Source organism: Streptomyces carminius, from assembly GCF_002794255.1.
GTDB lineage: Bacteria > Actinomycetota > Actinomycetes > Streptomycetales > Streptomycetaceae > Streptomyces > Streptomyces carminius.
Map to the genome: position 1 here is coordinate 32,276 of NZ_PGGW01000011.1, position 20,965 is coordinate 53,240.

18 protein-coding genes and 1 pseudogene are annotated in these 20,965 nt (G+C 73.8%); 13 read left to right on the forward strand and 6 right to left on the reverse strand.

The annotated features are described in order from the left end of the window. The first annotated feature begins 118 nt into the window (after window positions 1-118). Entirely contained in the window at window positions 119-997 is an 879-nt protein-coding gene (locus tag CUT44_RS03075) for a helix-turn-helix transcriptional regulator (protein WP_100200558.1), read from the forward strand. Between the two features lie 94 nt (window positions 998-1,091). Here the strand turns inward: CUT44_RS03075 and CUT44_RS03080 are convergent, their stop codons facing one another. Beyond that, window positions 1,092-2,111 (reverse strand): hypothetical protein, encoded by a 1,020-nt coding sequence (locus CUT44_RS03080; protein WP_146252167.1) that lies wholly within the window; start codon window positions 2,109-2,111, stop codon window positions 1,092-1,094. 520 nt (window positions 2,112-2,631) lie between these two features. Here CUT44_RS03080 and CUT44_RS03085 point away from each other — a divergent pair. Further along, a complete protein-coding gene (locus tag CUT44_RS03085; RefSeq protein WP_100200560.1) occupies window positions 2,632-3,483 on the forward strand; it encodes a MerR family transcriptional regulator in 852 nt (283 codons plus the stop codon). An 87-nt stretch (window positions 3,484-3,570) separates the two neighbouring features. Here CUT44_RS03085 and CUT44_RS03090 read toward each other — a convergent pair whose 3' ends face one another. Continuing rightward, window positions 3,571-4,794 (reverse strand): MFS transporter, encoded by a 1,224-nt coding sequence (locus CUT44_RS03090; protein WP_100200561.1) that lies wholly within the window; start codon window positions 4,792-4,794, stop codon window positions 3,571-3,573. A gap of 98 nt (window positions 4,795-4,892) precedes the next feature. Continuing rightward, complete coding sequence (locus CUT44_RS03095; protein ID WP_233221191.1) at window positions 4,893-5,345, reverse strand: carboxymuconolactone decarboxylase family protein; 453 nt, start codon at window positions 5,343-5,345, stop codon at window positions 4,893-4,895. A 46-nt stretch (window positions 5,346-5,391) separates the two neighbouring features. Here CUT44_RS03095 and pdxR point away from each other — a divergent pair, with 46 nt between their 5' ends. The 4 genes and pseudogenes from pdxR (at window position 5,392) to CUT44_RS03115 (ending at window position 11,029) form a co-directional block, all read left to right on the forward strand. Continuing rightward, complete coding sequence (gene pdxR / locus CUT44_RS03100) at window positions 5,392-6,852, forward strand: MocR-like pyridoxine biosynthesis transcription factor PdxR (RefSeq protein ID WP_100200563.1); 1,461 nt, start codon at window positions 5,392-5,394, stop codon at window positions 6,850-6,852. A gap of 190 nt (window positions 6,853-7,042) precedes the next feature. Next, window positions 7,043-7,279 (forward strand): annotated as a pseudogene (locus tag CUT44_RS03105) (CoA transferase); the annotation flags it as partial. A gap of 274 nt (window positions 7,280-7,553) precedes the next feature. After that, window positions 7,554-8,780: an acetyl-CoA C-acetyltransferase gene (locus CUT44_RS03110; protein ID WP_233221192.1), complete on the forward strand. Its 1,227-nt coding sequence runs from the start codon at window positions 7,554-7,556 to the stop codon at window positions 8,778-8,780. A gap of 65 nt (window positions 8,781-8,845) precedes the next feature. Then, on the forward strand, window positions 8,846-11,029 hold the full coding sequence (locus CUT44_RS03115; protein WP_100200565.1) for a 3-hydroxyacyl-CoA dehydrogenase NAD-binding domain-containing protein: 2,184 nt from the start codon (window positions 8,846-8,848) through the stop codon (window positions 11,027-11,029). A 230-nt stretch (window positions 11,030-11,259) separates the two neighbouring features. On the opposite strand, the gene CUT44_RS03120 is transcribed toward CUT44_RS03115, so the two are convergent. Next, window positions 11,260-11,985: a MerR family transcriptional regulator gene (locus tag CUT44_RS03120; protein WP_100200566.1), complete on the reverse strand. Its 726-nt coding sequence runs from the start codon at window positions 11,983-11,985 to the stop codon at window positions 11,260-11,262. A gap of 51 nt (window positions 11,986-12,036) precedes the next feature. After that, on the reverse strand, window positions 12,037-12,621 hold the full coding sequence (locus tag CUT44_RS03125) for a class I SAM-dependent methyltransferase (RefSeq protein WP_199185586.1): 585 nt from the start codon (window positions 12,619-12,621) through the stop codon (window positions 12,037-12,039). A 92-nt stretch (window positions 12,622-12,713) separates the two neighbouring features. Between CUT44_RS03125 and CUT44_RS03130 the strand changes: the two genes are divergently transcribed. The 3 genes from CUT44_RS03130 (at window position 12,714) to CUT44_RS03140 (ending at window position 14,835) form a co-directional block, all read left to right on the forward strand. Next, window positions 12,714-13,364, forward strand: a complete 651-nt coding sequence (locus CUT44_RS03130) for a TetR/AcrR family transcriptional regulator (protein WP_100200567.1) — start codon at window positions 12,714-12,716, stop codon at window positions 13,362-13,364. Between the two features lie 110 nt (window positions 13,365-13,474). Further along, window positions 13,475-14,314, forward strand: a complete 840-nt coding sequence (locus CUT44_RS03135) for an SAM-dependent methyltransferase (RefSeq protein ID WP_199185598.1) — start codon at window positions 13,475-13,477, stop codon at window positions 14,312-14,314. 95 nt (window positions 14,315-14,409) lie between these two features. After that, window positions 14,410-14,835: a hypothetical protein gene (locus CUT44_RS03140; RefSeq protein ID WP_100200569.1), complete on the forward strand. Its 426-nt coding sequence runs from the start codon at window positions 14,410-14,412 to the stop codon at window positions 14,833-14,835. A 33-nt stretch (window positions 14,836-14,868) separates the two neighbouring features. Here the strand turns inward: CUT44_RS03140 and CUT44_RS03145 are convergent, their stop codons facing one another. Then, window positions 14,869-16,500 carry an ABC-F family ATP-binding cassette domain-containing protein gene (locus CUT44_RS03145; RefSeq protein WP_100200570.1) on the reverse strand — a complete coding sequence of 544 codons (1,632 nt, stop codon included), beginning with the start codon at window positions 16,498-16,500 and terminating at the stop codon, window positions 14,869-14,871. A gap of 422 nt (window positions 16,501-16,922) precedes the next feature. Here CUT44_RS03145 and CUT44_RS03150 point away from each other — a divergent pair, with 422 nt between their 5' ends. From CUT44_RS03150 to CUT44_RS03165, 4 genes are all read left to right on the forward strand, one after another. After that, complete coding sequence (locus CUT44_RS03150) at window positions 16,923-17,573, forward strand: nucleoside/nucleotide kinase family protein (RefSeq protein ID WP_100200571.1); 651 nt, start codon at window positions 16,923-16,925, stop codon at window positions 17,571-17,573. Between the two features lie 328 nt (window positions 17,574-17,901). After that, window positions 17,902-18,744, forward strand: a complete 843-nt coding sequence (locus CUT44_RS03155) for a Crp/Fnr family transcriptional regulator (RefSeq protein ID WP_100200572.1) — start codon at window positions 17,902-17,904, stop codon at window positions 18,742-18,744. A gap of 135 nt (window positions 18,745-18,879) precedes the next feature. Next, window positions 18,880-20,031: a hypothetical protein gene (locus tag CUT44_RS03160; protein ID WP_100200573.1), complete on the forward strand. Its 1,152-nt coding sequence runs from the start codon at window positions 18,880-18,882 to the stop codon at window positions 20,029-20,031. After that, on the forward strand, window positions 20,028-20,876 hold the full coding sequence (locus tag CUT44_RS03165; protein WP_100200574.1) for a hypothetical protein: 849 nt from the start codon (window positions 20,028-20,030) through the stop codon (window positions 20,874-20,876). The genes CUT44_RS03160 and CUT44_RS03165 overlap by 4 nt, the downstream gene beginning before the upstream one ends. The last annotated feature ends 89 nt before the right edge of the window (window positions 20,877-20,965 follow it).

The window sequence follows — 20,965 nt, forward strand, 5'->3', positions numbered from 1 at the left end:
GCCCGGCTCGGGCGCGTTTCCACGGTCGCCGCTCCCGCCGGTGCCAGCCAGAGCCCTCCCCGTCACTGGGACCGGCAGTACCCAGGCTGATGCGGCGCCGCGCGGCGACAATGGGCCCATGGCTCCCTCCCGCCCCGCTCCCCGCCCCGCGTTCGCCGCGCTCCTGCGTGCCTGGCGCGACCGGCTCTCCCCGGCCGACGCCGGCTTCACCGTGACGGCCGGGCGCCGCGCCCCGGGGCTGCGCCGCGAGGAGCTCGCGCAGCTGGCCGGGCTCTCCGTGGACTACGTCCTGCGCCTGGAGCAGGGGCGGGCGAGGAACCCCTCGCCCCAGGTGGTCGGCGCCCTCGCCCGGGCCCTCCAGCTCTCCCGGGCCGAGCGCGACCAGCTCTACCGCGGCGCCGGGCTCCTGCCGCCCCGGGACGGGACGGTCAGCGACCACGTGCCCGCGGGGATCCAGCGGCTGACCGCCCGGCTGGGCGACGTCCCGATCGGGGTGTTCGCCGCCGACTGGACCCTGGTGTGGTGGAACGCCATGTGGAGCGCCCTGCACGGCGACCCCGCCGTCCTCCCGGCCGCCGAGCGGAACCTGGCCCGCGCGCTGTTCGGGGACGGCGCCGGGCACGCCCTGATGCGCCCGGTACGGCTCGAGCGCGGGCGGGACGCCTTCGAGGCGTCGATCGTCGCCGACCTCAGGGACGCGGTCTCCCGCTATCCCGGGGACACCCGGCTCGACCGCCTGGTGCGGGAGCTGCGCGGCACCTCCGAGGCCTTCGCCCGCCACTGGGCCGCGCGGACGTCCGCCGCCCCGCACACGGGCGACCGGAAGACGGTCCGGCATCCGGAGGTAGGCGACGTCCTGCTCGACTGCGACGTGCTCGTCGTCCCCGGCGCGGACCTGCGCGTGGTCACCTACACGGCGGCGGCCGGGAGCGGCGACGCGGACCGGCTCGACCTGCTGCGCGTCACCGGCGGCCGCACCGCCACCGCGATCCCCTGACCGCTGAGGGGACCGGAGCACTCGGACAGGCGGCCAGTCCGCCGGGCGGGATGACGGCGGCTCTCGTCCGGAGAGGGCGCATGGGAGGACGCGACTACCCCGGTTCCGATTCCGACTCCGATCCTATTTCCGGGACCTCCACGCCTCGCTTCGTCACTGTCACGTACGTGTACTCGACTGCTTTGTTTATCCTTTGGAACATCCTCTCCGCACTGGCCTTCTCGTTCCCCAGGTCGCTGTGGTCGTATTCGGGGAAGCCGATGTTGAAAACGTCGTCGGACTGGAATATTCCCGGGTGGACTCCTGGCCCTCCCTCGGGGTAGAGGGCGGTGGCACATGAGGCGCAGGGCCGCTTGGTTCCGCCCAGGTGGTCCGGGGTGATGCCGTCGTTGTGTGCGACGATCCGCCGTTCCGCGTGCATTCCGGGAGGTCCGGCCACCGCCACCGTGACCCCCGAGTTCAGCGCACTCTGGATCCCCGGGAAGCTCGGGGGCGAGGCGGCTTCGGGTTTCGCCTTGGTGTGCTGCCTGATTTCCCTGTCGTGTATCTCCTGCTGGTTTCTGGGTTCGGCGGGAAATCCCTTTCCGCGGGTCTGCTCCATCATGCCTGCCAGGACCTGGGTGCCGTCTCCCCTGTTGAACAGGTCCCGCAGGTGAGCATTCGACTTGACGTCGTTTGCCGCGATGAGAAGCCGGCCGCTCCGGCCGATCGCCGCCTGCACTTCCACAGGGTTCATCCCCTGGTTCTTGAGGTATGTCCTGACGACCGTCGACACCCGTCGAAGGTCTTTGACCTCCGGTGTTTCCGTGAAGGGCCTCGGCCGCGACTGTTTCTTCGGCCGCTTCGCCGCTGTGAAGCGGGTGACGGATCCATCACTGCCCTGCGTGGCGCTCAGATCCCACTGATTGGATTTCGCGAACTCTCCGTGGAGAGCGGTGAGGAATGCCGCGCGCCTGGCCGCAAGGAGATCCTGCTCGCTGATCCCGCCGTCGTCGAACTCGTCGGAGGAACTTCCTGGGGCACGCTGGACACTGGGCGGCCGTCCCGCCGGGGGCCGTGCGGCCGGTTCCGCCGGTCGCGGGCTCCCGCCCCGTTCGGTCAGGATTCCGGCCACAGCGGCATTGCCGACGCTGCGCTGCAGCGCCTGTAACGTAGCCGGTGACAGCGGCCCCGGACGTAAGGCCGGTCCCTCCGCCTCCGTGTCCTCGGCCCTCCTGGTCACGCGCCGGGAAGAATGCGAAGGCTTCTGCTCGTTCGCCCTGTTGTGCGAGGAAATGATCCGGCCCCCTGTCTGGCGCACCGTCACCCGGCGACCCGGGGCAGACAGGTTACAAACCTTCATTCCGGCCTTGTCAAGTGATTGCATGTGATCGTTCATTTTCTTCGGTGGAATAACCCGCGTGAATCCGGATGAGGACTCGGTGGCGGACAGAGGCAAGGTCCCTGGTGGGGCGGCTCCCACGAGATCGTCCGCCACGAAGCCAAAGACCCCTCACGTCGGTTGTCCGCGCCGTGCCGCGCCGGATCGCGGCTGCCGCACCGGCCGCCGGCGGGATGGCCGGGGAACACCGTGCCGCGGTCGCGGCGCCCTCGGCACTTGACCTTGCAGCCGCTGCAGGGACGAGCATGGGGCCATGCTCTCCATCGGCGAATTCAGCGACATGTGCCAACTGCCCCCGCAGACGCTGCGGTTCTACCACTCCGAGGGCCTGCTCGTCCCGGCCGACGTCGACGAGCGGACCGGCTACCGCTCGTACCGGTTCGACCAGGTCGAGCAGGCCATGCTGATCACCGTGCTGCGCGGTACGGGGATGAGCGTCGAACTCGTCCGGCGCGCTCTGGCCGAGCCCGACACGGCGCTCGCCCTGCTGCGGGAGCACCGTGCGCAGGTGCGGCGCCGGCGGCAGGCCCAGGACGAGGCGCTCGAGGACGCCCTCCGCTTCTTCGGCACGCGGCCGGAGGTGACCCTGCGCCGCGCGCCCGGGGCGAGGGTGGTGACGAAGCCGGTGCCCGACGGGGCCGCCGGGGACGGGCAGTACGACTGGGAGGCGGTCGAGACCGCCGTCGCCGCCGCCGTCCGGGAGGTGACCGGGGCCGTGGCGGCGTGCGGGGCCGCGGTGGCGGGCGTCCCGTGGCGGACCTGGGACGCGGGGACCCTGAAGTGGGAGGGGCAGGGCGTCACCGCAGAGGGGACGCACTGGCTGGTGCACGTCCCCGTCGCGGCGGAGGGGGAGACGGCGGAGGCCCTGCGCGGCGCGCTGCCCGGCGACGCCGAGGTGCGGGACTTCGAGGCCAGGGACGAACTGTCGATATTCCTTCCGGGCAGAAGCTCGATGGCCAAGTACGGCACCGCGCTCTCCCGGCTGCTCGCGCACCCCCTCGACGGCGCCTACCCCGACCTCGCCGGCATGCGCCAACTGCTGCACGAGGACGGCGTCGAGACCGCCGTGCCGATCAGCAGGCTCGACGGGAGCGGCGGGGAGTGAACCGTGCGGCGGGGCGGCACCGGCCGGCAGCCCCGCCCGCCCGTGCCGCGGCGGCCGGGGCGGGGTACCGCGCGGGCGTCCCCTCGGCTATTTCGTGGCGGCGGCTGCGGCGGCTGCGGCGGCCGCGGCGGTGCGGCGGGCACCGCCCACCACGAACAGCGCCGAGGCCGTGAGCCCGGCGCCGAGCCACAGCACGCCGGCGGTGCCGACACCGTCCACGGTGAAGCCGCCGAGGAGCGCGCCGAGCGCGATGGACAGGTTGAACGTGGAGACGTACAGCGAGGAGGCGGCCTCGGTCGCGTCCGGCGCGGCCTCCAGGAACCAGGTCTGGAAGGTGACCGGCACCGCGCCGTAGCCCAGGCCCCACAGGACCAGGAGGGCGCCCGCGGTGAAGGCGCCGGTGTCGATGAGCGCGACGAGCACCAGGGCTGTGGTGAGGACCACCGAGATGCCCAGGACGGTCTGCCGCAGCCGTCTGCCGATGAGCGCTCCGGCGACGAAGTTGCCGCAGACGCCGGCGACACCGAAGACGAGCAGCAACGCGCCGATCACGCCGCCGTCGACGCCGTCGTCCTGGAGGACCGGCCGGACGAACGTGTAGGCCAGGAAGTGGCCGGTGATCACCAGGAAGGTGACGGCGACGCCGGTCCGGACGCCCGCGTTGCCCTTCCAGACCCTCGGCAGGTCGGCGAAGGCGATGGTCTCCCTGGCAGGCACCTTCGGCATCAGGAGGAGGACGCAGGCCAGGGAGACCAGTCCGAGGACGCCCACGGCGGCGAACGCGGTGCGCCAGCCGCTGAGGTCGCCGAGAACGGTGCCGGTGGGGACACCCAGGACGGACGCGGTCTCGACGCCGCCGAAGACGACGGCGGTGGCGCGGGGGACGTGCTTCTCCGGCACCAGCCGCAGCGCGATGCCCCCGGCGATGGACCAGAAGCCGCCGACGCTGACGCCGATCAGGAAACGGGCGGCCAGGACGAGGGCGAAGCCGGTCGCGAACGCGGAGACCAGATTGGCCGCGCCCACCAGGCCGATCAGGACCGCCAGTACGGCACGGCGGTCGAGGTGGCCGGTGGCCACGGTCACCAGGGGTGCCGAGACGGCGGCGACCAGACCGGGCACGGTCACCATCAGTCCCGCGGTGCCCTCGGAGACGTCCAGCGCGGTGCCGACCGGGGTGAGCAGGCCCACGGGCAGCAGTTCGGAGGTCATCAGGGAGAAGATGCCCAGGGTCACCGCCAGGACGGCGAGCCAGCCCCTGACGGGCGAACGGCCGGGGGCGGCGGGCACCGGTGTGCCGGTGGTGGTCACGGCTGCGTCAGCCCTTCGTCGGAAACGGGATCACGGCATGCCGTGGGCGGTGGCCCGGGGAGAGGGGGAACGGGCCACCGCCCGCGGGGATGTGGCGGCTACGCGGTGCCGGGGGTCCTGCGCGTGGCGACGTTCATCCGGTTCCACGTGTTGACGGTGAAGACGAGCGCGATGAGCTGGGCGAGCCCCTTCTCGCCGAAGTGCTTCGCGGCCTCCTCGTAGACCTCGTCCGGCACACCCCGCGGCAGCAGGGTGACGGCCTCGGCCAGCGCCAGGGCGGCCCGCTCCTTCCCGGTGTAGAGGCTCGACTCCTCCCATGCGGAGAGCTGGTGGAGCCGCTCCTCCGTCTCACCGGCCTTGCGGGCGTCGGAGGTGTGGTAGTCGATGCAGTACGCACAGCGGTTGAGCTGCGAGGCGCGGACCTGCACCAGTTCGAGCAGGACGGGGTCGAGGCCCTCGCGGGCCGCGGCGTCGAGGGCCAGTACGGCCTTGAAGACCTTGGGGGCGGCAGTGGGGAAGTCCATGCGCTGGGGCACCTGAAACGTCGTCATATGCCGAGGCTAGGTGCGGAAAGGACCCGGGGTAGGGTGCATTTCCATGGCGGAAGCATGGGCCAATTCCCCGGAGCCGGAACCGGAATCCTTCGGGAGCCGGCCGGGACAGGCCGCGGGAGCCGACCTCCATCTGGAGCTCTCCGGGGAGGGGAGCCTGCGCGGTCAGCTCATGCACGCCCTGCGCGAGGCCATCCGCTCCGGCCGGTTCGCCCCCGGTACCCGGCTGCCCCCCTACCGCGGTCTCGCCCGGGATCTGGGCATCGCCCGCAACACCGTCGCCGCCGCCTACGCCGAGCTCGCCGAGGAGGGCTGGCTCTCCGCCCGCCAGGGCTCCGGCACCCGGGTCGCCCGGCGTACCGCGCCGCTCCACCCGGACCAGGTGCGCGGCCCGCGGCACCGGCCCCGCCGGCGGCCCCCGCACGACCTGATGCCGAGCTCTCCCGACGCGGCCGCCTTCCCGCGTTCCGCCTGGCTCACCTCCGCGCGGCGGGCCCTCGCGGCGGCCCCCAGCGAGGCCTTCGGCGTGGGCGACGCGCGCGGCAGGCCCGAGCTGCGCGAGGCGCTCGCGGAGTACCTGGCGCGCGCCAGGGGGGTGCGCACCGAGCCCGACCGCATCGTGGTCTGCTCCGGTTTCGCCCACGCGCTGAAGCTGCTGTGCGGCGTACTGACGGGCGCGGTCGCGGTGGAGTCCTACGGGCTGGGCTTCCACCGGGACCTGATAGGGGGGACGGGGCTGCGGACCGTTCCGCTCACCGTCGACTCCCACGGGGCCCGGGTCGACGAGTTGCCCGCCACCGGCGCCGAGGCCGTACTGCTCACACCCGCGCACCAGTTCCCCACCGGCGGCCCGCTGCGTCCGGAGCGCAGGGCGGCGGTCGTCGACTGGGCCCGCTCCCACGGCGGACTGCTCATCGAGGACGACTACGACGGGGAGTTCCGCTACGACCGGCAGCCGGTCGGGGCGGTCCAGGGACTCGACCCCGAGCGGGTCGTCTACCTCGGCTCCGCCAGCAAAAGCCTGTCACCGGCGCTGCGGCTCGGCTGGATGGCGGTGCCGGGCCGGCTCGTCGACGACATCCTCGCCGCCAAGGGGGAGCGGGAGATGTGGTCGGGCGTCGTCGACCAGCTTACCCTGGCCGACTTCATCGCCCGCGGCGCCTACGACCGGCATCTGCGCCGTATGCGGCAGCAGTACCGGCGCAGGCGCGACCAACTGGTCGGCACGCTCGCCGAACGCGCCCCGCACATCGGGGTCAGCGGCATGGCGGCCGGGCTGCACGCGGTCCTCGAACTGCCGGCGGGCACCGAGGAGGCGGCCCTGCGCGCGGCCCGCCGCCAGGGGCTGGCCCTCGACGGGCTGCGGTCCTACCGCCACCCCGACAGCACGATGCCGCCGCGCGACGGCCTGGTCATCGGCTACGGCACCCCGCCGGAGCACGCCTTCGCGGCGGCCCTGGAGGCGCTGTGCCTGGCCCTGCCCGATGCGCCGCGGGAAGGCCGCTGACCCGCGCCCGGGCGCGTCGGCGGCCGGACATCCGGCGCCACCCGGCCCGGGGTCCGTGCCGTGACCGGTACCGCTTCCCGCCCTGCCCGGGGCTTGTGGGGAAGCGAACACGTTCCTAGCATCGCCGGTGTTACATCATTGGTGTCACATGGTCGCGACGGTGCGGCCACAACGGCGGCCGGAGGTCCGGATGGGTGCGGAGGGCGGCGGGCGCGGCGGCCCGCTCGCCGGGGTGCGGGTGGTGGAGCCGGCGGGCATCGGGGCCGGCCCGTTCGCCGCCGTGCTCCTGGCCGACCTGGGCGCCGACGCCGTGCGCGTCGACCGGCCCGGCGGCCAGGCCGCCCTGCCGATCGACCCGGCCCTGGACGTCACCGGCCGCGGCAAGCGCTCCGTGGTGGTGGACCTGAAGGCCGAGGACGGCCCCGCCGCACCGCCCCGACCGCCCGCCCCGCCCGCCCCGCTCGGCGCGGACGCGGCCTCGGCGGCCCGCGACCGGGATCCGCCGTCCCCGCCTGAGCCCGCCTCCGCCCCCGCGTCCGCCTCCCCGGAACGGGACGGGAGCGGGACCATGGACGACGGGGGCGGTGAGGATGACGGCGGACGACGGCGGACGACCCCGCCGGCCGCCCGGCGTCCCCGGACCGTCCCCGGCCGACTGCCCCGTCCCACCCTCCCGAAGGCTCCCGAAAGGCTCCGATACCGTGACCCGTGACGCGAGCAACGACGCGTACCTCTACGACGCCATCCGCACCCCGCGCGGGCGCGGCAAGGCCGGCGGTGCCCTGTACGGGACCAAGCCGATCGACCTGGTCGTCGGCCTGATCCACGAACTGCGCCGCCGCTTCCCCGGGCTGGACCCGGCCGCGATCGACGACATCGTGCTCGGCGTCGTCACCCCGGTCGGCGACCAGGGCGCCGACATCGCCCGCACCGCCGCCACCGCCGCCGGACTGCCGGAGTCGGTGGCGGGCGTCCAGGAGAACCGCTTCTGCGCCTCCGGCCTGGAGGCCGTCAACCTGGCCGCCGCCAAGATCCGCTCCGGCTGGGAGGACCTCGTCCTGGCCGGCGGCGTGGAGTCGATGTCCCGGGTGCCGATGGGCTCCGACGGCGGCGCCTGGGCCATGGACCCGATGACCGCCTACGAGACCTCCTTCGTCCCGCAGGGCATCGGCGCCGACCTGATCGCCACCATCGAGGGCTTCTCCCGCCGCGACGTGGACGAGTACGCCGCCCTGTCCCAGGAGCGCGCCGCGCAGGCGTGGAAGGAGGGCCGCTTCGACCGCTCGGTCGTCCCCGTCACCGACCGCGCCGGCCTGACCGTCCTCGACCGCGACGAGCACCCGCGCCCCGGCACCACCGCCGACTCCCTGGCCGCCCTCAAGCCGTCCTTCGCCGCGATCGGCGAGGCGGGCGGCTTCGACGCGGTGGCGCTGCAGAAGTACCACTGGGTGGAGAGGATCGACCACGTCCACCACGCGGGCAACTCCTCCGGCATCGTGGACGGCGCCGCGCTGGTGGCGATCGGCAGCCGCGAGGTGGGGGAGCGGTACGGGCTCACCCCGCGGGCCCGGATCGTCTCGGCCGCCGTCTCCGGCTCCGAGCCGACCATCATGCTCACCGGCCCGGCCCCCGCCTCCCGCAAGGCGCTCGCCAGGGCGGGCCTGACGATCGACGACATCGACCTGGTGGAGATCAACGAGGCGTTCGCGGCCGTCGTGCTGCGCTTCGTCAAGGACATGGGCCTGCCGATGGACAAGGTCAACGTCAACGGCGGCGCCATCGCCCTGGGACACCCGCTGGGCGCCACCGGCGCGATGATCCTGGGCACCCTCGTCGACGAACTCGAGCGCCGGGACGAGCGCTACGGCCTGGCCACCCTGTGCGTCGGCGGCGGCATGGGCATCGCCACCGTCGTCGAGCGGCTGTGAGCCACGGCGACCCCACCCCCCGGACACAGCGACCCGCGACACGCAACGGAGACCGAGTAACCGCCATGGCAGCCCCCGCCCCGTCCGCCATCCGCTGGGAGCAGGACGACACCGGTGTCGTCACCCTCACCCTGGACGACCCGGACCAGTCCGCCAACACCATGAACGCCGCGTTCACCGCCTCGCTGGCGGCCGTCGCCGACCGGCTGGAGAAGGAGAGGGACACCGTCCGCGGTGTCGTCGTCACCTCCGCCAAGAAGACCTTCTTCGCCGGCGGCGACCTGCACGACCTGCTCGCCGTCCGCCCCGAGCAGGCGCAGGAGCTCTTCGACCGCGGCATGGCCGTCAAACGGAACCTGCGCCGCGTCGAGACCCTGGGCGTCCCCGTCGTCGCCGCGCTCAACGGCGCCGCGCTCGGCGGCGGTCTGGAGATCGCGCTGGCCTGCCACCACCGTGTCGCGCTCGACGCCCCCGGATCCCGCATCGGCCTGCCCGAGGCCACCCTCGGCCTGCTGCCCGGCGGCGGGGGAGTGGTGCGCACCGTGCGGCTGCTGGGCATCGCCGACGCCCTGCTGAACGTACTGCTCTCCGGGCAGCGGTACGCCCCCCGCGCCGCCCTGGACAAGGGCCTGGTCCACGAGGTCGTGGACACCCCCGAGGAGCTGTACGCCCGGGCGCGGGCGTACATCGAGGACCGTCCGGAGTCCGCCCAGCCCTGGGACACCCCGGGCTACCGGATCCCCGGCGGCACCCCCGCGCACCCGAAGCTCGCCGGGCACCTCCCGTCGTTCCCCGCCAACCTGGCCAAGCGGCTCGGCGGTGCCCCCTACCCGGCCCAGCGCGACATCCTGGCCGCCGCCGTCGAGGGCGCCCAGGTGGACTTCGACACCGCCCAGGTGATCGAGTCCCGCTACTTCACCTCGCTGGCCACCGGGCAGACCGCCAAGAACATGATCCAGGCGTTCTTCTTCGATCTCCAGGCGGTCAACTCCGGACGCAGCCGTCCGCGGGGCATCGAGCCCCGCGAGGTGCGGAAGGTCGCGGTGCTCGGCGCGGGCATGATGGGCGCGGGTATCGCGTACGCCTGCGCCAGGGCCGGGATCGAGGTCGTCCTGAAGGACGTGACGGCGGAGGCCGCCGAGAAGGGCAAGGCGCACTCCGCCGGCCTCCTCGACAAGGCGCTGGCCAAGGGCCGCACCACGCCGCAGGAGCGCGACGCCCTGCTGGCCCGTATCACCCCCACCGCCGGGACGGCCGCACTCGCCGGCTGCGACGCGGTGATCGAGGCGGTCTTCGAGGACACCGCGCTCAAGCACAAGGTCCTCGCCGAGATCGAGGGCGCCGTGGCGCCCGGCGCCCTGCTGTGCTCCAACACCTCCACCATCCCGATCACCACCCTGGCCGAGGGCGTGCGCGGACAGCGCGACTTCATCGGACTGCACTTCTTCTCGCCGGTCGAGAAGATGCCGCTGGTGGAGATCGTCCGGGGCGGGGAGACCGGCGACGAGGCGGTGGCCCGCGCCTTCGACCTGGTGCGGCAGCTCGGCAAGACCCCGATCGTGGTGCGCGACTCCCGGGGCTTCTTCACCTCCCGGGTGATCGGCCGGTTCATCGAGGAGGGCATGGCCCTGGTCGCCGAGGGTGTCGAGCCCGCCTCGGTGGAGCAGGCCGCCGCCCAGGCCGGCTACCCGGCGAAGGTGCTGGCCCTGGTGGACGAACTGGCCCTCACCCTGCCGCGCAGGATCCGCGAGGAGACCCGGCGCGCGGTCGAGGCCGCGGGCGGCACCTGGGAGCCGCACCCGGCCGACACCGTCCTGGACCGGATGATCGACGAGTTCGGCCGCACCGGCCGCGGCGGCGGCGCGGGCTTCTACGACTACGGCCCGGACGGGAGGCGCGCGGGCCTGTGGCCCGGGCTGCGCGAGCACTTCACCCGGCCCGGCACCGACATCCCCTTCGAGGACATGAAGGAGCGGATGCTCTTCGCCGAGGCACTGGACTCCGTCCGCTGCCTGGAGGAGGGCGTGCTGACCTCGGTCGCCGACGCCAACATCGGCTCGCTCCTGGGCATCGGCTTCCCCGGCTGGACCGGCGGCGTCCTGCAGTACGTCAACGGCTACGAGGGGGGCCTGCCCGGTTTCGTCGCCCGCGCCCGCGAACTCGCCGAACGCTACGGCGACCGGTTCGCGCCGCCGGAACCGCTGCTGGAGAAGGCGGCGAAGGGCGAGACCTTCACCGATTCCCGCTGACCCGGTGAGTGCGCGGCCGGGCCGTCACGGGTGCCGGACGTCCCCGCCCGGCACCCGGGGCGAGCCGGCCCCGTGAACGGCCCGCCCGGGCGGCGGGACAGGGACGCCCGGCACGTCCGGTGCGCCGGACGACCGGAGGCCGGGCGGCGGACATACCCGCCATCCGGCCTCCGGCGCCGGGAGCCGCAGCCTGCCGTTCCCCGGGCGGTCCGGACCGCCCGTCGCCGGGATCACCCCTCGCCGGGGAAGGAGGCCCGCAGCTCCTCGCGCATCGACCGCTGGAAGGCGGTCACCAGCGCCTGCACCACCACCGGCTGCATATGGGCCGACAGCTCCCGCACGGTCTCCACCCGCTCCGGGTCCTCCTCCCGCAACCGGTAGGGATCCCACACCTCCTCCTTGAACAGCCTGCTCAGCTCGCGGGCCGCGGCCCGGCTGTGCGCCAGGACGACCGAGCGCGCCGCGCGGAGCGTCTCCAGCGGAACGGGCAGCTCCAGCAGCCGCACCCCCAGCTCCAGGGTGCCGGGATCGACCCGGAAGACGTCCGGGTCCCCGGTGCGGGTGAGGACCCCCGTCACCGCCAGCCGGTCGATGTCGTCCTCGGTCAGCTCCCGCCCGGCCCGCCGCTCCAGCGCCTCCCGGGTGGTCTCCCGCTCGGTGTCCGGCGCCCAGGAGGCCACCCGGGCCCGGTGGACGGCCAGCTCCTCCGGACCGAGGCCGGGCGGCAGCCGCCGCAGGTAACGCTCGACGGCCGCCAGCGTCATCCCCTGCCGCCGCAGCTCCGCTATCAGCGCCAGCCGGGCCAGATGGCCGGGGCCGTAGCGCCCCACCCGGCGGGGCCCGATCTCGGGCGGCGGCAGCAGTCCCCGGGTGGAGTAGAAGCGGACCGTGCGGACGGTCACCCCGGCGCGGGCGGCCAGCTCGTCGACGGTCAGGGAGGCAGCCGTGTCCATCATGTGCGTCAGTATCGCTGTCGCACCGGTGTTGTGAAACCGGCCGCCGCCGGGTCAGGGGCGGATGGCGGTGATCCAGTGGGCCAGGGGACGAACCCGGCCCCGGGCCGGGTCCGTGAAGCCCGCCGCGGTGATCATCTCCTCGTAGTGCCCGGCGTGGGCGCGGAAGTCGGCCACCAGCAGCCGCCCTCCGGGGCGCAGCACGCGGAACATCTCGGCGAAGGCGCGCCCGCGCGCGTCCCGGCGGACGTGGTGGACGGCGAAGCTGGTGACGACGGCGTCGAACGAGCCGTCCGCGGCGTCGATCTCCTGGGCCGCGCCCACGGTGAACTCGCTGTGCTCGCCCCGGCGTGCCGCGCGGCGGCGGGCGTACTCCACCATCTGCGGTGCCGGGTCCAGCCCCAGCACGCCGCCGCCGGGTGTGACGGTCGCGGCGACCGCGCGGGTCAGCGCGCCCGTGCCGCAGCCGATGTCCAGGACACGGTCGCCGGGCTCCGTCCCGGCCCGTTCGGCGAGCCGGGCGAACAGCCGGCGGCGCACCAGCGGCAGGGCGAGAGAGCTGAACAGCTCGTAGCGCCGGGGATGGGTGATGAGGAGACCGGGGCTGTCGCCTCCGGTGCGGTTCCCGGTGCGGGTCATGGTGTTCCCCCAATAACTTAGTGATGACTAAGAACACTGCCGAGCTTAGTCGCCGCTAAGTTGTCGGGCAAGGCGGCGGCTACGATGAGGCGGTGCAACAGCAGGAACCCGCCGCCGCGCCCCGCCGTACCCGGCTGAACGCGGCCGACCGCAGGGCGTCGATCCTGGACGCCGCCACCGCCGTCTTCGCCGACGCCGGCTACCGCCGCGGCCGGACGGCCGAGATCGCCGCCCGGGTCGGGGTGAGCGAACCGGTGGTCTTCCAGAACTTCGGTTCCAAGGCCGCGCTGTACGCAGCCGTGCTCGACCGGGCCGCGGAACGGCTGGGCGCCACCGTGCGCGAGGAACTGGTGACCTGCTGCCAGGGCTCGGCGGCCACCCTCCTGGAGCACCTCCTGGCCCCCGGCCACTTCGACCGGATGCACGAGCGCGGCACCCTGGGCGCCCTGCTGGCCGACGCCGCCGCGCTCACCGAGGAACCCCGCATCGCCGAGGCGTACCGGCACGGCACCCGGCGTATCGCCGCGGAACTGGCGGCGGTCCTGGCCGAGGGCCGGCGGGCGGGGGAGATCGACCCGGCCGTCGATCCTGCCACCGGCGCCTGGTGGCTGCTCTCGCTGCTCTCCTCGCACCGCTTCCGCCGCACCGCCGTCCCCGAGGAGGACCGGGCGCGGACGGAGGACGGGCTCGGGGAGCTGACCCGCCGGCTGCTCACGGTGCCCGAAAGGACCGAACGCCCCTGAAGGGGCCCGCCCGGGCCGGCCGGGGGCATAAGCTTCTGCCGCACCCCTGACGGGCCGTCGGCTCCGTCCCCCGAGTCCACCCGACCCGACAAGGAGACCCCGTGGCGGGCATCCCGACCTCCGAACCCACCGGTTCCCCCGAAGACGCCGCGGACGCCGCGCACTCCCGGATCGACACGACCGTCGCGCACTCGGCCCGGATATGGGACTACTGGCTGGGGGGCAAGAACCACTACGGGGTCGACCAGGCCGCCGGCGACCACATCCGCACCATCCACCCCGGCATCACCGACTACGCCCGCGCGGACCGGGCGTTCCTGGGCCGCGCGGTGACCCATCTGACGGGCGAGGTCGGCATCCGGCAGTTCCTCGACATCGGCACCGGGCTGCCGACCACCGACAACACCCACGAGGTCGCCCAGCGCATCGCCCCGGAATCCCGCATCGTCTACACCGACAACGACCCCATCGTGCTGGCCCACGCCCGCGCCCTGCTCACCTCCACCCCCGAGGGCGCCACCGACTACCTCGACGCCGACCTGCACGACCCCGACACCATCCTGCGCGAGGCGGCCAGGACGCTGGACCTCACCCGGCCCACCGCGGTCATGCTGCTGGGCATCGTGATGTTCGTCCACGACGACGACCGGGCCCGCGCGATCGTGCGGCAGCTCATGGACGCGGTGCCCTCCGGCAGCTACCTGGTGCTGTCGCACACCGTCACCGCGCCCGGCATGGAGCACATGGACGCGGCGGTCGAGTACTGGAACAGCGTCGGCACACCGAAGCTGCTCCAGCGCACCCCTGGGGAGATCGCGCGGTTCTTCGACGGGCTGGAGGTGCTGGAACCGGGCATCGTGTCCTGCTCGCGGTGGCGGCCGGAGCCCACCCCGACGGGGGAGCCGCCCGAGGAGGTCGCCCTCTACTGCGGCGTGGGCCGCAAACCGTAGCCCGGCCGCCCGCCGTACCGCCGACGGGCGCGGAGGGAGGAGGGCACCCCGGTGCGGCATGGCGGGAACCGCCGGTGCCCCGCTACCGTCGTGCCATGGACGTCGAGACGGCCCTCGCCCTCGCCACCGCCGCCGCCTCCGCCGCGGTCGGGGGAGCCGCCACCGAGGCGGCGCGGCGCGCCTGGGAATCCCTGGCCGACCTGGTGCGGCGGGCCACGGGACGCGGTGCCGCCGACGGTGCCGATGGCGGTGCCGAGGACGACGCCCCCGACGACGCCGTCCTCCCCGCCGACCCCGAGGCACTCACCGGCCGGATCGTCCGTCTCGCCCGCACCGACGAGGAGTTCGCCGACCGGCTGTGCCGCTGGGCCGCCACCCACGGGGACGGCGTCCGGGCGGACGTACGGCTGACCGGCACCGACCGGTCCCGCACCGTCCACAACACCGTCTCCGGCGGCGCCACGGTCGGCGGCCCGGTCGTCCAGGCCGACGAGATCCACGGCGGCATCACCTTCAACTGACCGCTCGCCCGGGTGAGTTCACAACGGGCCGGCTCACAGTGGATCGACCTCCCGCAGCTCCCCGTCCGCCAACCGCAGCCAGCGCGTGATCCCGATGTCCCGCAGGAACGGGATGTCGTGGCCGGCCACGATCAGCGCGCCCTCGTACCCCGCCAGCGCACCGGTGAGCTGCCGGACACTGGCCAGGTCCAGGTTGTTGGTCGGTTCGTCCAGCATCAGGAGCTGCGGCGCCGGCTCGGCCAGCAGCAGTGCCGCCAGCGCCGCCCGGAAGCGCTCGCCGCCGGAGAGCGTCCCGGCCCGCTGCTCCGCCCGCGCCCCCCGGAACAGGAAGCGCGCCAGCCGGGCCCGGATGTGGTTGTCGGTCGCCCGGGGGGCGAACCGGGCGACGTTCTGCGCGATCGTCAGATCGTCGTCCAGCACGTCCAGCCGCTGCGGCAGGTACCGCACCGGGACATGGGCCACCGCCTCGCCTGCCACCGGCGTCAGCTCCCCGGCGACCGTGCGCAACAGTGTGGTCTTGCCCGCCCCGTTCGGCCCGACCAGGGCGATACGCTCCGGCCCGTGCAGGTCCAGCCCGGCGCGGACCCCGCAGCGCAGCTCCACCCCGCGCAGGGTCAGCACGGTACGGCCGCGCGGCACGGCGGTGCGCGGCAGGTCGATCCGGATCTCGTCGTCGTCCCGCACCGCCCCGGCGGCCTCGTCCAGCCGCTCCCGGGCCTCCTTCAGCCGCTCCTCGTGCAGGATGCGGTGCTTGCCCGCCGACACCTGCGCCGCGCGTTTGCGGGCGCCCATCACGATCTTCGGTTCGCGCTTGGCGGCGTACATCCTGTCGCCGTAGCGCACCCGTTTGGCCAGCTTCTCGTGCGCCTCGGCCAGCTCGCGCCTCTGCCGCCGCAGATCGGCCCCGGCCGCGCGGACCGTCCGCTCGGCAGCCTCCTGCTCCACCTCCAGCGCCGCCTCGTAGTCGTCGATGTTCCCGCCGTACCAGCGGACCTCGCCGTCGCGCAGCTCGGCGATCCGGTCGACCCGGCGCAGCAGCTCGCGGTCGTGGCTGACCACGATCAGCACCCCGGGCCAGGTGTCGACGGCGGCGTACAGCCGGTGGCGCGCGGCCAGGTCGAGGTTGTTGGTCGGCTCGTCCAGCAGCAGGATCTCCGGCCGGGCCAGCAGCAGCGCGGCCAGCCGCAGCAGGACGGCCTCCCCGCCGGAGACCTCGCCGAGGGCGCGGTCCAGCCCGATGTGCTCCAGGCCGAGCTGGTCCAGGACGGCTCGGGAGCGTTCCTCGACGTCCCAGTCGTCGCCGACGGCGGTGAAGTTCTCCTCGCTCGCGTCGCCGTTCTCGATGGCGTGCAGCGCGGCCCGGGCCTCGGCGACACCCAGGACCTGCTCCACCCGCAGTTCGGCGGAGTGCCGGACGTTCTGCGGCAGGTGGCCGAACTCGCCGGTGGTGCGCACCGACCCCCGCGCCGGGGTCAGTTCGCCCGCGATGAGCTTCAGCAGCGTGGACTTCCCGGCGCCGTTGAGGCCCACCAGACCGGTGCGGCCGGGCGTGACGGACAGGTGGAAGTCGGTCAGGACACGGGTGCCGTCGGGCCAGGCGAAGTGCACTCCGGCGCAGACGACGGACGCGGCGGACGGGGCGGGGGAGGGGGAGGAAAGTGGCATGCGGGTCTCCGGCTGCTCTCGGGGGGAGGGAGGGGGCAACACGTGGAGACACCGGGACGCCGTGCGGCGACCGGACCCCGAGGGCAGTCGGCGGGCGGGGCGGCGGGCGCGGGGCCCGGCGGAAACGGAGAAGCCCCGGAGCGGACGCGTCAGGTCCGGAAGGGCGGCTCACAGCCCGAGGTCGTCGCACAGGCGGACAGCGCGCGGAGCATGGTCTCCCGCGGTCCGGTGTCTCATGACCTCAGACGAGCAACGGCCTTCTCCGATCGACGACGACAGGGCCGACGACGACGCTACGAGGCCCACCGGGAACCCGCAAACGGTTTTCCGGCCGTCCCGCCCTCCACCTCCTCACCGTCCTCGCCCTCCCAGTCCTCCCAGCCCTCCTCGCCCTCTTCCACCGGATGTGCTGTGCTGCCCTCATGACCGACCGCGCCCGCCCCGGCTTCCGCCCCGTCACCTGGCCCCGGCTGACCGACGCCCTCGCCGACCGCGTCACGGCCACCGCCACGCACGACGGTTCGCCCTGGCCGCGGGTGGCGCTCGACGGGGCCCCGGCCGCCCGGCCCGGGGAGCGGGCGGACGCCCTCGCCGATGCGCTGCGGCTGCGCGGCCGCCCGGTGCACCGGGTGAGCGCGCACGGCTTCCTGCGGCCCGCCTCGCTGCGTCTGGAGTACGGCCGGCGGGACCCGGACGCCTACTACGACCTGTGGCTGGACGACGGCGCCCTGTGGCGGGAGGTGTTCGGGCCGCTCGGCCCGGACGGCACCGGGCGGGTGCTGCCCGACCTGTGGGACCCGGCCACCGACCGCGCCACCCGCAGCCCGTACACCACCCTGCCGCCCGGCGGCGTCCTGCTGCTCGACGGGCCGCTGCTGCTGGGCCGCGGCTTCCCGCTGGACCTGGCGGTCCACCTGCGGCTCACCCCCGCCGCCCTGGCCCGCCGCACCCCGGAGGCGGAGCGGTGGACGCTGCCGGCGTTCGCCCGCTACGAGGACGAGACGCGGCCGGGCGAGACGGCCGACGTGGTGGTCCGCACCGACGACCCCCGCCACCCCGCCTGGAACGGGTAGGCGGGGCGGGTCACCGGCCCCGCTCGGCCGGCACACCGCTCCCGGTGGGCGCGCGCGGTGCTCGGTGTCTCACCGCCGTGGAACGAGGTGCCGGGGTGCCGGGGTGCCGCAGCCATGGTGCGGGGGCGCTCTTCGAGTGGAACCCTGTTGTCACGAAGAAAAAGAAAAGAACAACCAGAGAGTGTTGGCTGACCCTTTTCTTGCACATATTGATCGCATCGGAAATTTCAGTTCATTCTTCGCGCGGATCGTTCCTTTCGGGTTTCCGGGTGGTGATGATGGCTGATTATGTGCCTACATCGGACAACTTGAGAAAAGGGGCGAATTCTTGGTTTCCGAGGCTGCTTCCGGCACAGGGGCGGGAGTCCGCCGCGTCGCGGGCGGGGGCTGGGCCGCCGGTACCCTGCTGGCCGAGCTGGAGCGGACGGAGGCGGGGCCCTCCGGCCCGGCCCGGCTGGCCCTGGAGCGGGCCGGGACCGCGCGGGTCTGCGCACGGGACGAGCTCATGTACCTGAGCGGGGCCCCCGGCACCTTCGTCGTGCTGCTGCTCGACGGCTTCGCCAAGATCACCACGGCGGACGCCGAGGGCCTCCCCCTGCTGGTGGACGTCCGGGCGCCCGGGGATGTGGTGGGGGAGACCTCCGCGTTCGACGGCGGGCCCCGGTCCGCCACGGTCACCGCGGCCCAGCAGATGCTCGTCCGGCGGATATCGCAGGAGGAGTGGCTGCGCTGGGTCGCCGGGCACCCGGCCGCCGCGCCGGCCGTCCACCGGACCCTGGCCCATCGCCACCGCACCGCGATCCGGCGCACCCGCCTCGTGCGCGGGCCGGTGGTCGCCCGCCTCGCCCGCGCCGTACTGGACCTGGTCGAGCGGTACGGGACACCCGGTCCGGACGGACTGGTGGTCAGGCCGGCGCTGACCCAGGCGGAGTGGAGCGGACTGGTCGGGGCGCGGGAGCGCAGGGTGCACCACGCGCTCCGGGAACTCTCGGAGGCAGGCGTCATCACCTCCGGCCGCCGCCGGATCACCGTGCGCTCGGTCCCCGGCCTGCGGGAGATCGCCGACCGGGACGGGGAGGAGGAGGGAGCGGCGGTACGGCCGGCCCGCGTCGTACGGACCGCTCACCCCCGGCCGGGCGTTCCGGACCGCGTCCCGCGGAAGATCCGGTGAACCCGCACTGGGACGGGATTCGCCCGGCGCCGGGACGCTCTACTGGTCCAGGGGGTAATCCGGGAGACCGCCGTTCGGCGGCCTCCCGGCTCTCCGGTGGGAAGAGGAAGCACCGCCACAGCAGTGAGGCAGCACATGACAGCCATTCCTGTCACCGTCGTCGGACCGAAGGAATCGGGGAAGACCGTCTATCTCGCCAGTCTGTTCCGGCGACTGGCCATGCAGCGCGACGACGTCGGTTTCTTCGTCCAGGTCTCGCCGGAGCAGGCGAAGAAACTGAACAACATCTACCAGGAGATCGTCGCCCCGGACACCTGGCCGGAGGCCACCCTGCTGGCCCACACCCCCGAGTGGGAGTTCGCCTGCTCGGTGCGGACCGGCCAGGGGCGGGTGTTCAGCCCGTTCACCGTCAGCTACCTGGACTTCGCCGGCGAGCACCTGACCGGGAGCGGGGAAACGGAGACCGGCAAGCACGTCTGGGAGCGCATCAGGAAGTCGGAGTTCCTCCTGGTGCTGCTGGACGGGGTCAAGGTGCTGCGGTGCTTCGACGGCGACTACCGGCTCGTCGACGAACTCGTCCCGGTGTTCAACGCGTTGCAGAGCAACAACGCCGTCGTGCACTTCGTGGTCACCAAGTGGGACCTGCTGGAGGCGGCCGGGCACACCGTCGGCACCGTCCTGGACCGCCTGCAGGAGCACGACGACTTCAGGGCCTGCTTCGAGGACCGGCTCCGCCGTGCGGGGGAGGCCGGGGCGCTGCGCCTCATCCCCGTCAGCTCCCTGGGCGCCGGCTTCGCCGTACCGGGCCCCGACGGGGAGACGATGATCAAGAAGGGCCGGTTCCCCAGGCCGCAGAACGTCGAGGTGCCGATGATGGCGGTCCTGGTCGATCTCTTCGACAAGACCCTCAAGGACATGGAGCGGGCCCAGCCGGGACGACCGGACGACGACGCGCTGCGCCGCCGCACCAGCCAGCTCGACCGGCTCAGGACGTTCCGGAAGAGGATCCCGGCGGTACGCGCGTTCCTCCAGGCCAGGGCCGCGACATCGCCGGCGGCGCGGGTGGTCCGGGACACCATGCTGGACGCCCTGGTGGACTACGTGGACCGGCAGGTGTCCGAGTACGACCGGAAGATCGAGCACGATGTCGCCCGGCTGCGCGGGCGGGTGACGCAGGCCCGTACCGAGAAGGAGGCGCTGATCGGTCTGGTCAGGTCCTTCCGGGCGACACTGGCCGATTTCGAGGTGGCGCACCCGGGGTCGAGCGTGTTGGGGAAGGCGTCATGACGGCGGACACCGCCGCCTCCGGTCCGCGGGTCTGGCCTTTCGTCATCACCCGCTCGGTCCGCACCGGCTTCCGGATCGTGGTCGCCCCCGACTTCCTGCTGGACGTCGGCCAGCACCACCTGCTGGCCGACGTCGCGAGCGGGGAGGTCTCGGACGAGGTCGTCTACCTGCGGGAGTACCGGGACAAGGGCGATGACTCACTCTGGCTGCTCTACCGCATCGGCTACCTCAGGGGAGCCGACATCGGGAGGGAGGAGGAGTACGTCCTGCACGGCTCGCGCCGCACCCCGCTGATCGAGGGTGTGGTCTGCCGGACCAGGCCGGACTTCGACGCCACCGGGGAACTTCTCACCCGGGTGCACCGTACCTGCGCCGAGGCCGTGCGGTCGTTCTTCGAGGCGGACTCGGAGGACCACCCGGTGCACGGCGGTGCCGAGTTCGGGGTCCCCGAGGCGGGCCGGGGGGCAGGGCGTGCCCTGCCGGTGGAGGAGCAGGGTCCCTACCACTCGGGAAGGAACATCCAGGCGGCCCTTCAGGGCCGCCACCCACGGCCCTGTTCCCCGAAGCTCACCCCCGTCCCCCTCCCCGGCACGGCACCGGGCACGGCCGTACCGTCCGGTGCCGGACAGCGCACTGCGGCGGGAGGCCCGGGCGGTGGCCGGCTGGACGCTGCACCTGATGGGGACGGGACTGTGCCGGGCGGGGGAGAAGATGCTCGAACAGGCCAGGACCCTGTCCGACTCCCTGCCGCCCCCTTCACCCCCCTCGGGGGACGCCGGGGCGCGGCGGGCTGGGCCGTCGCTGTCCTGCTCGCCGCCGCGCTGATCACCGTGCTCCTGAGGTGAACCCGCGGCTTCCGTCCACGGCCCGCCCATGAGCCGTACGCGTTCCCGTCCCCCGGCCGGCTACCGGCCGCCGGGGGGCGGGAACGCCC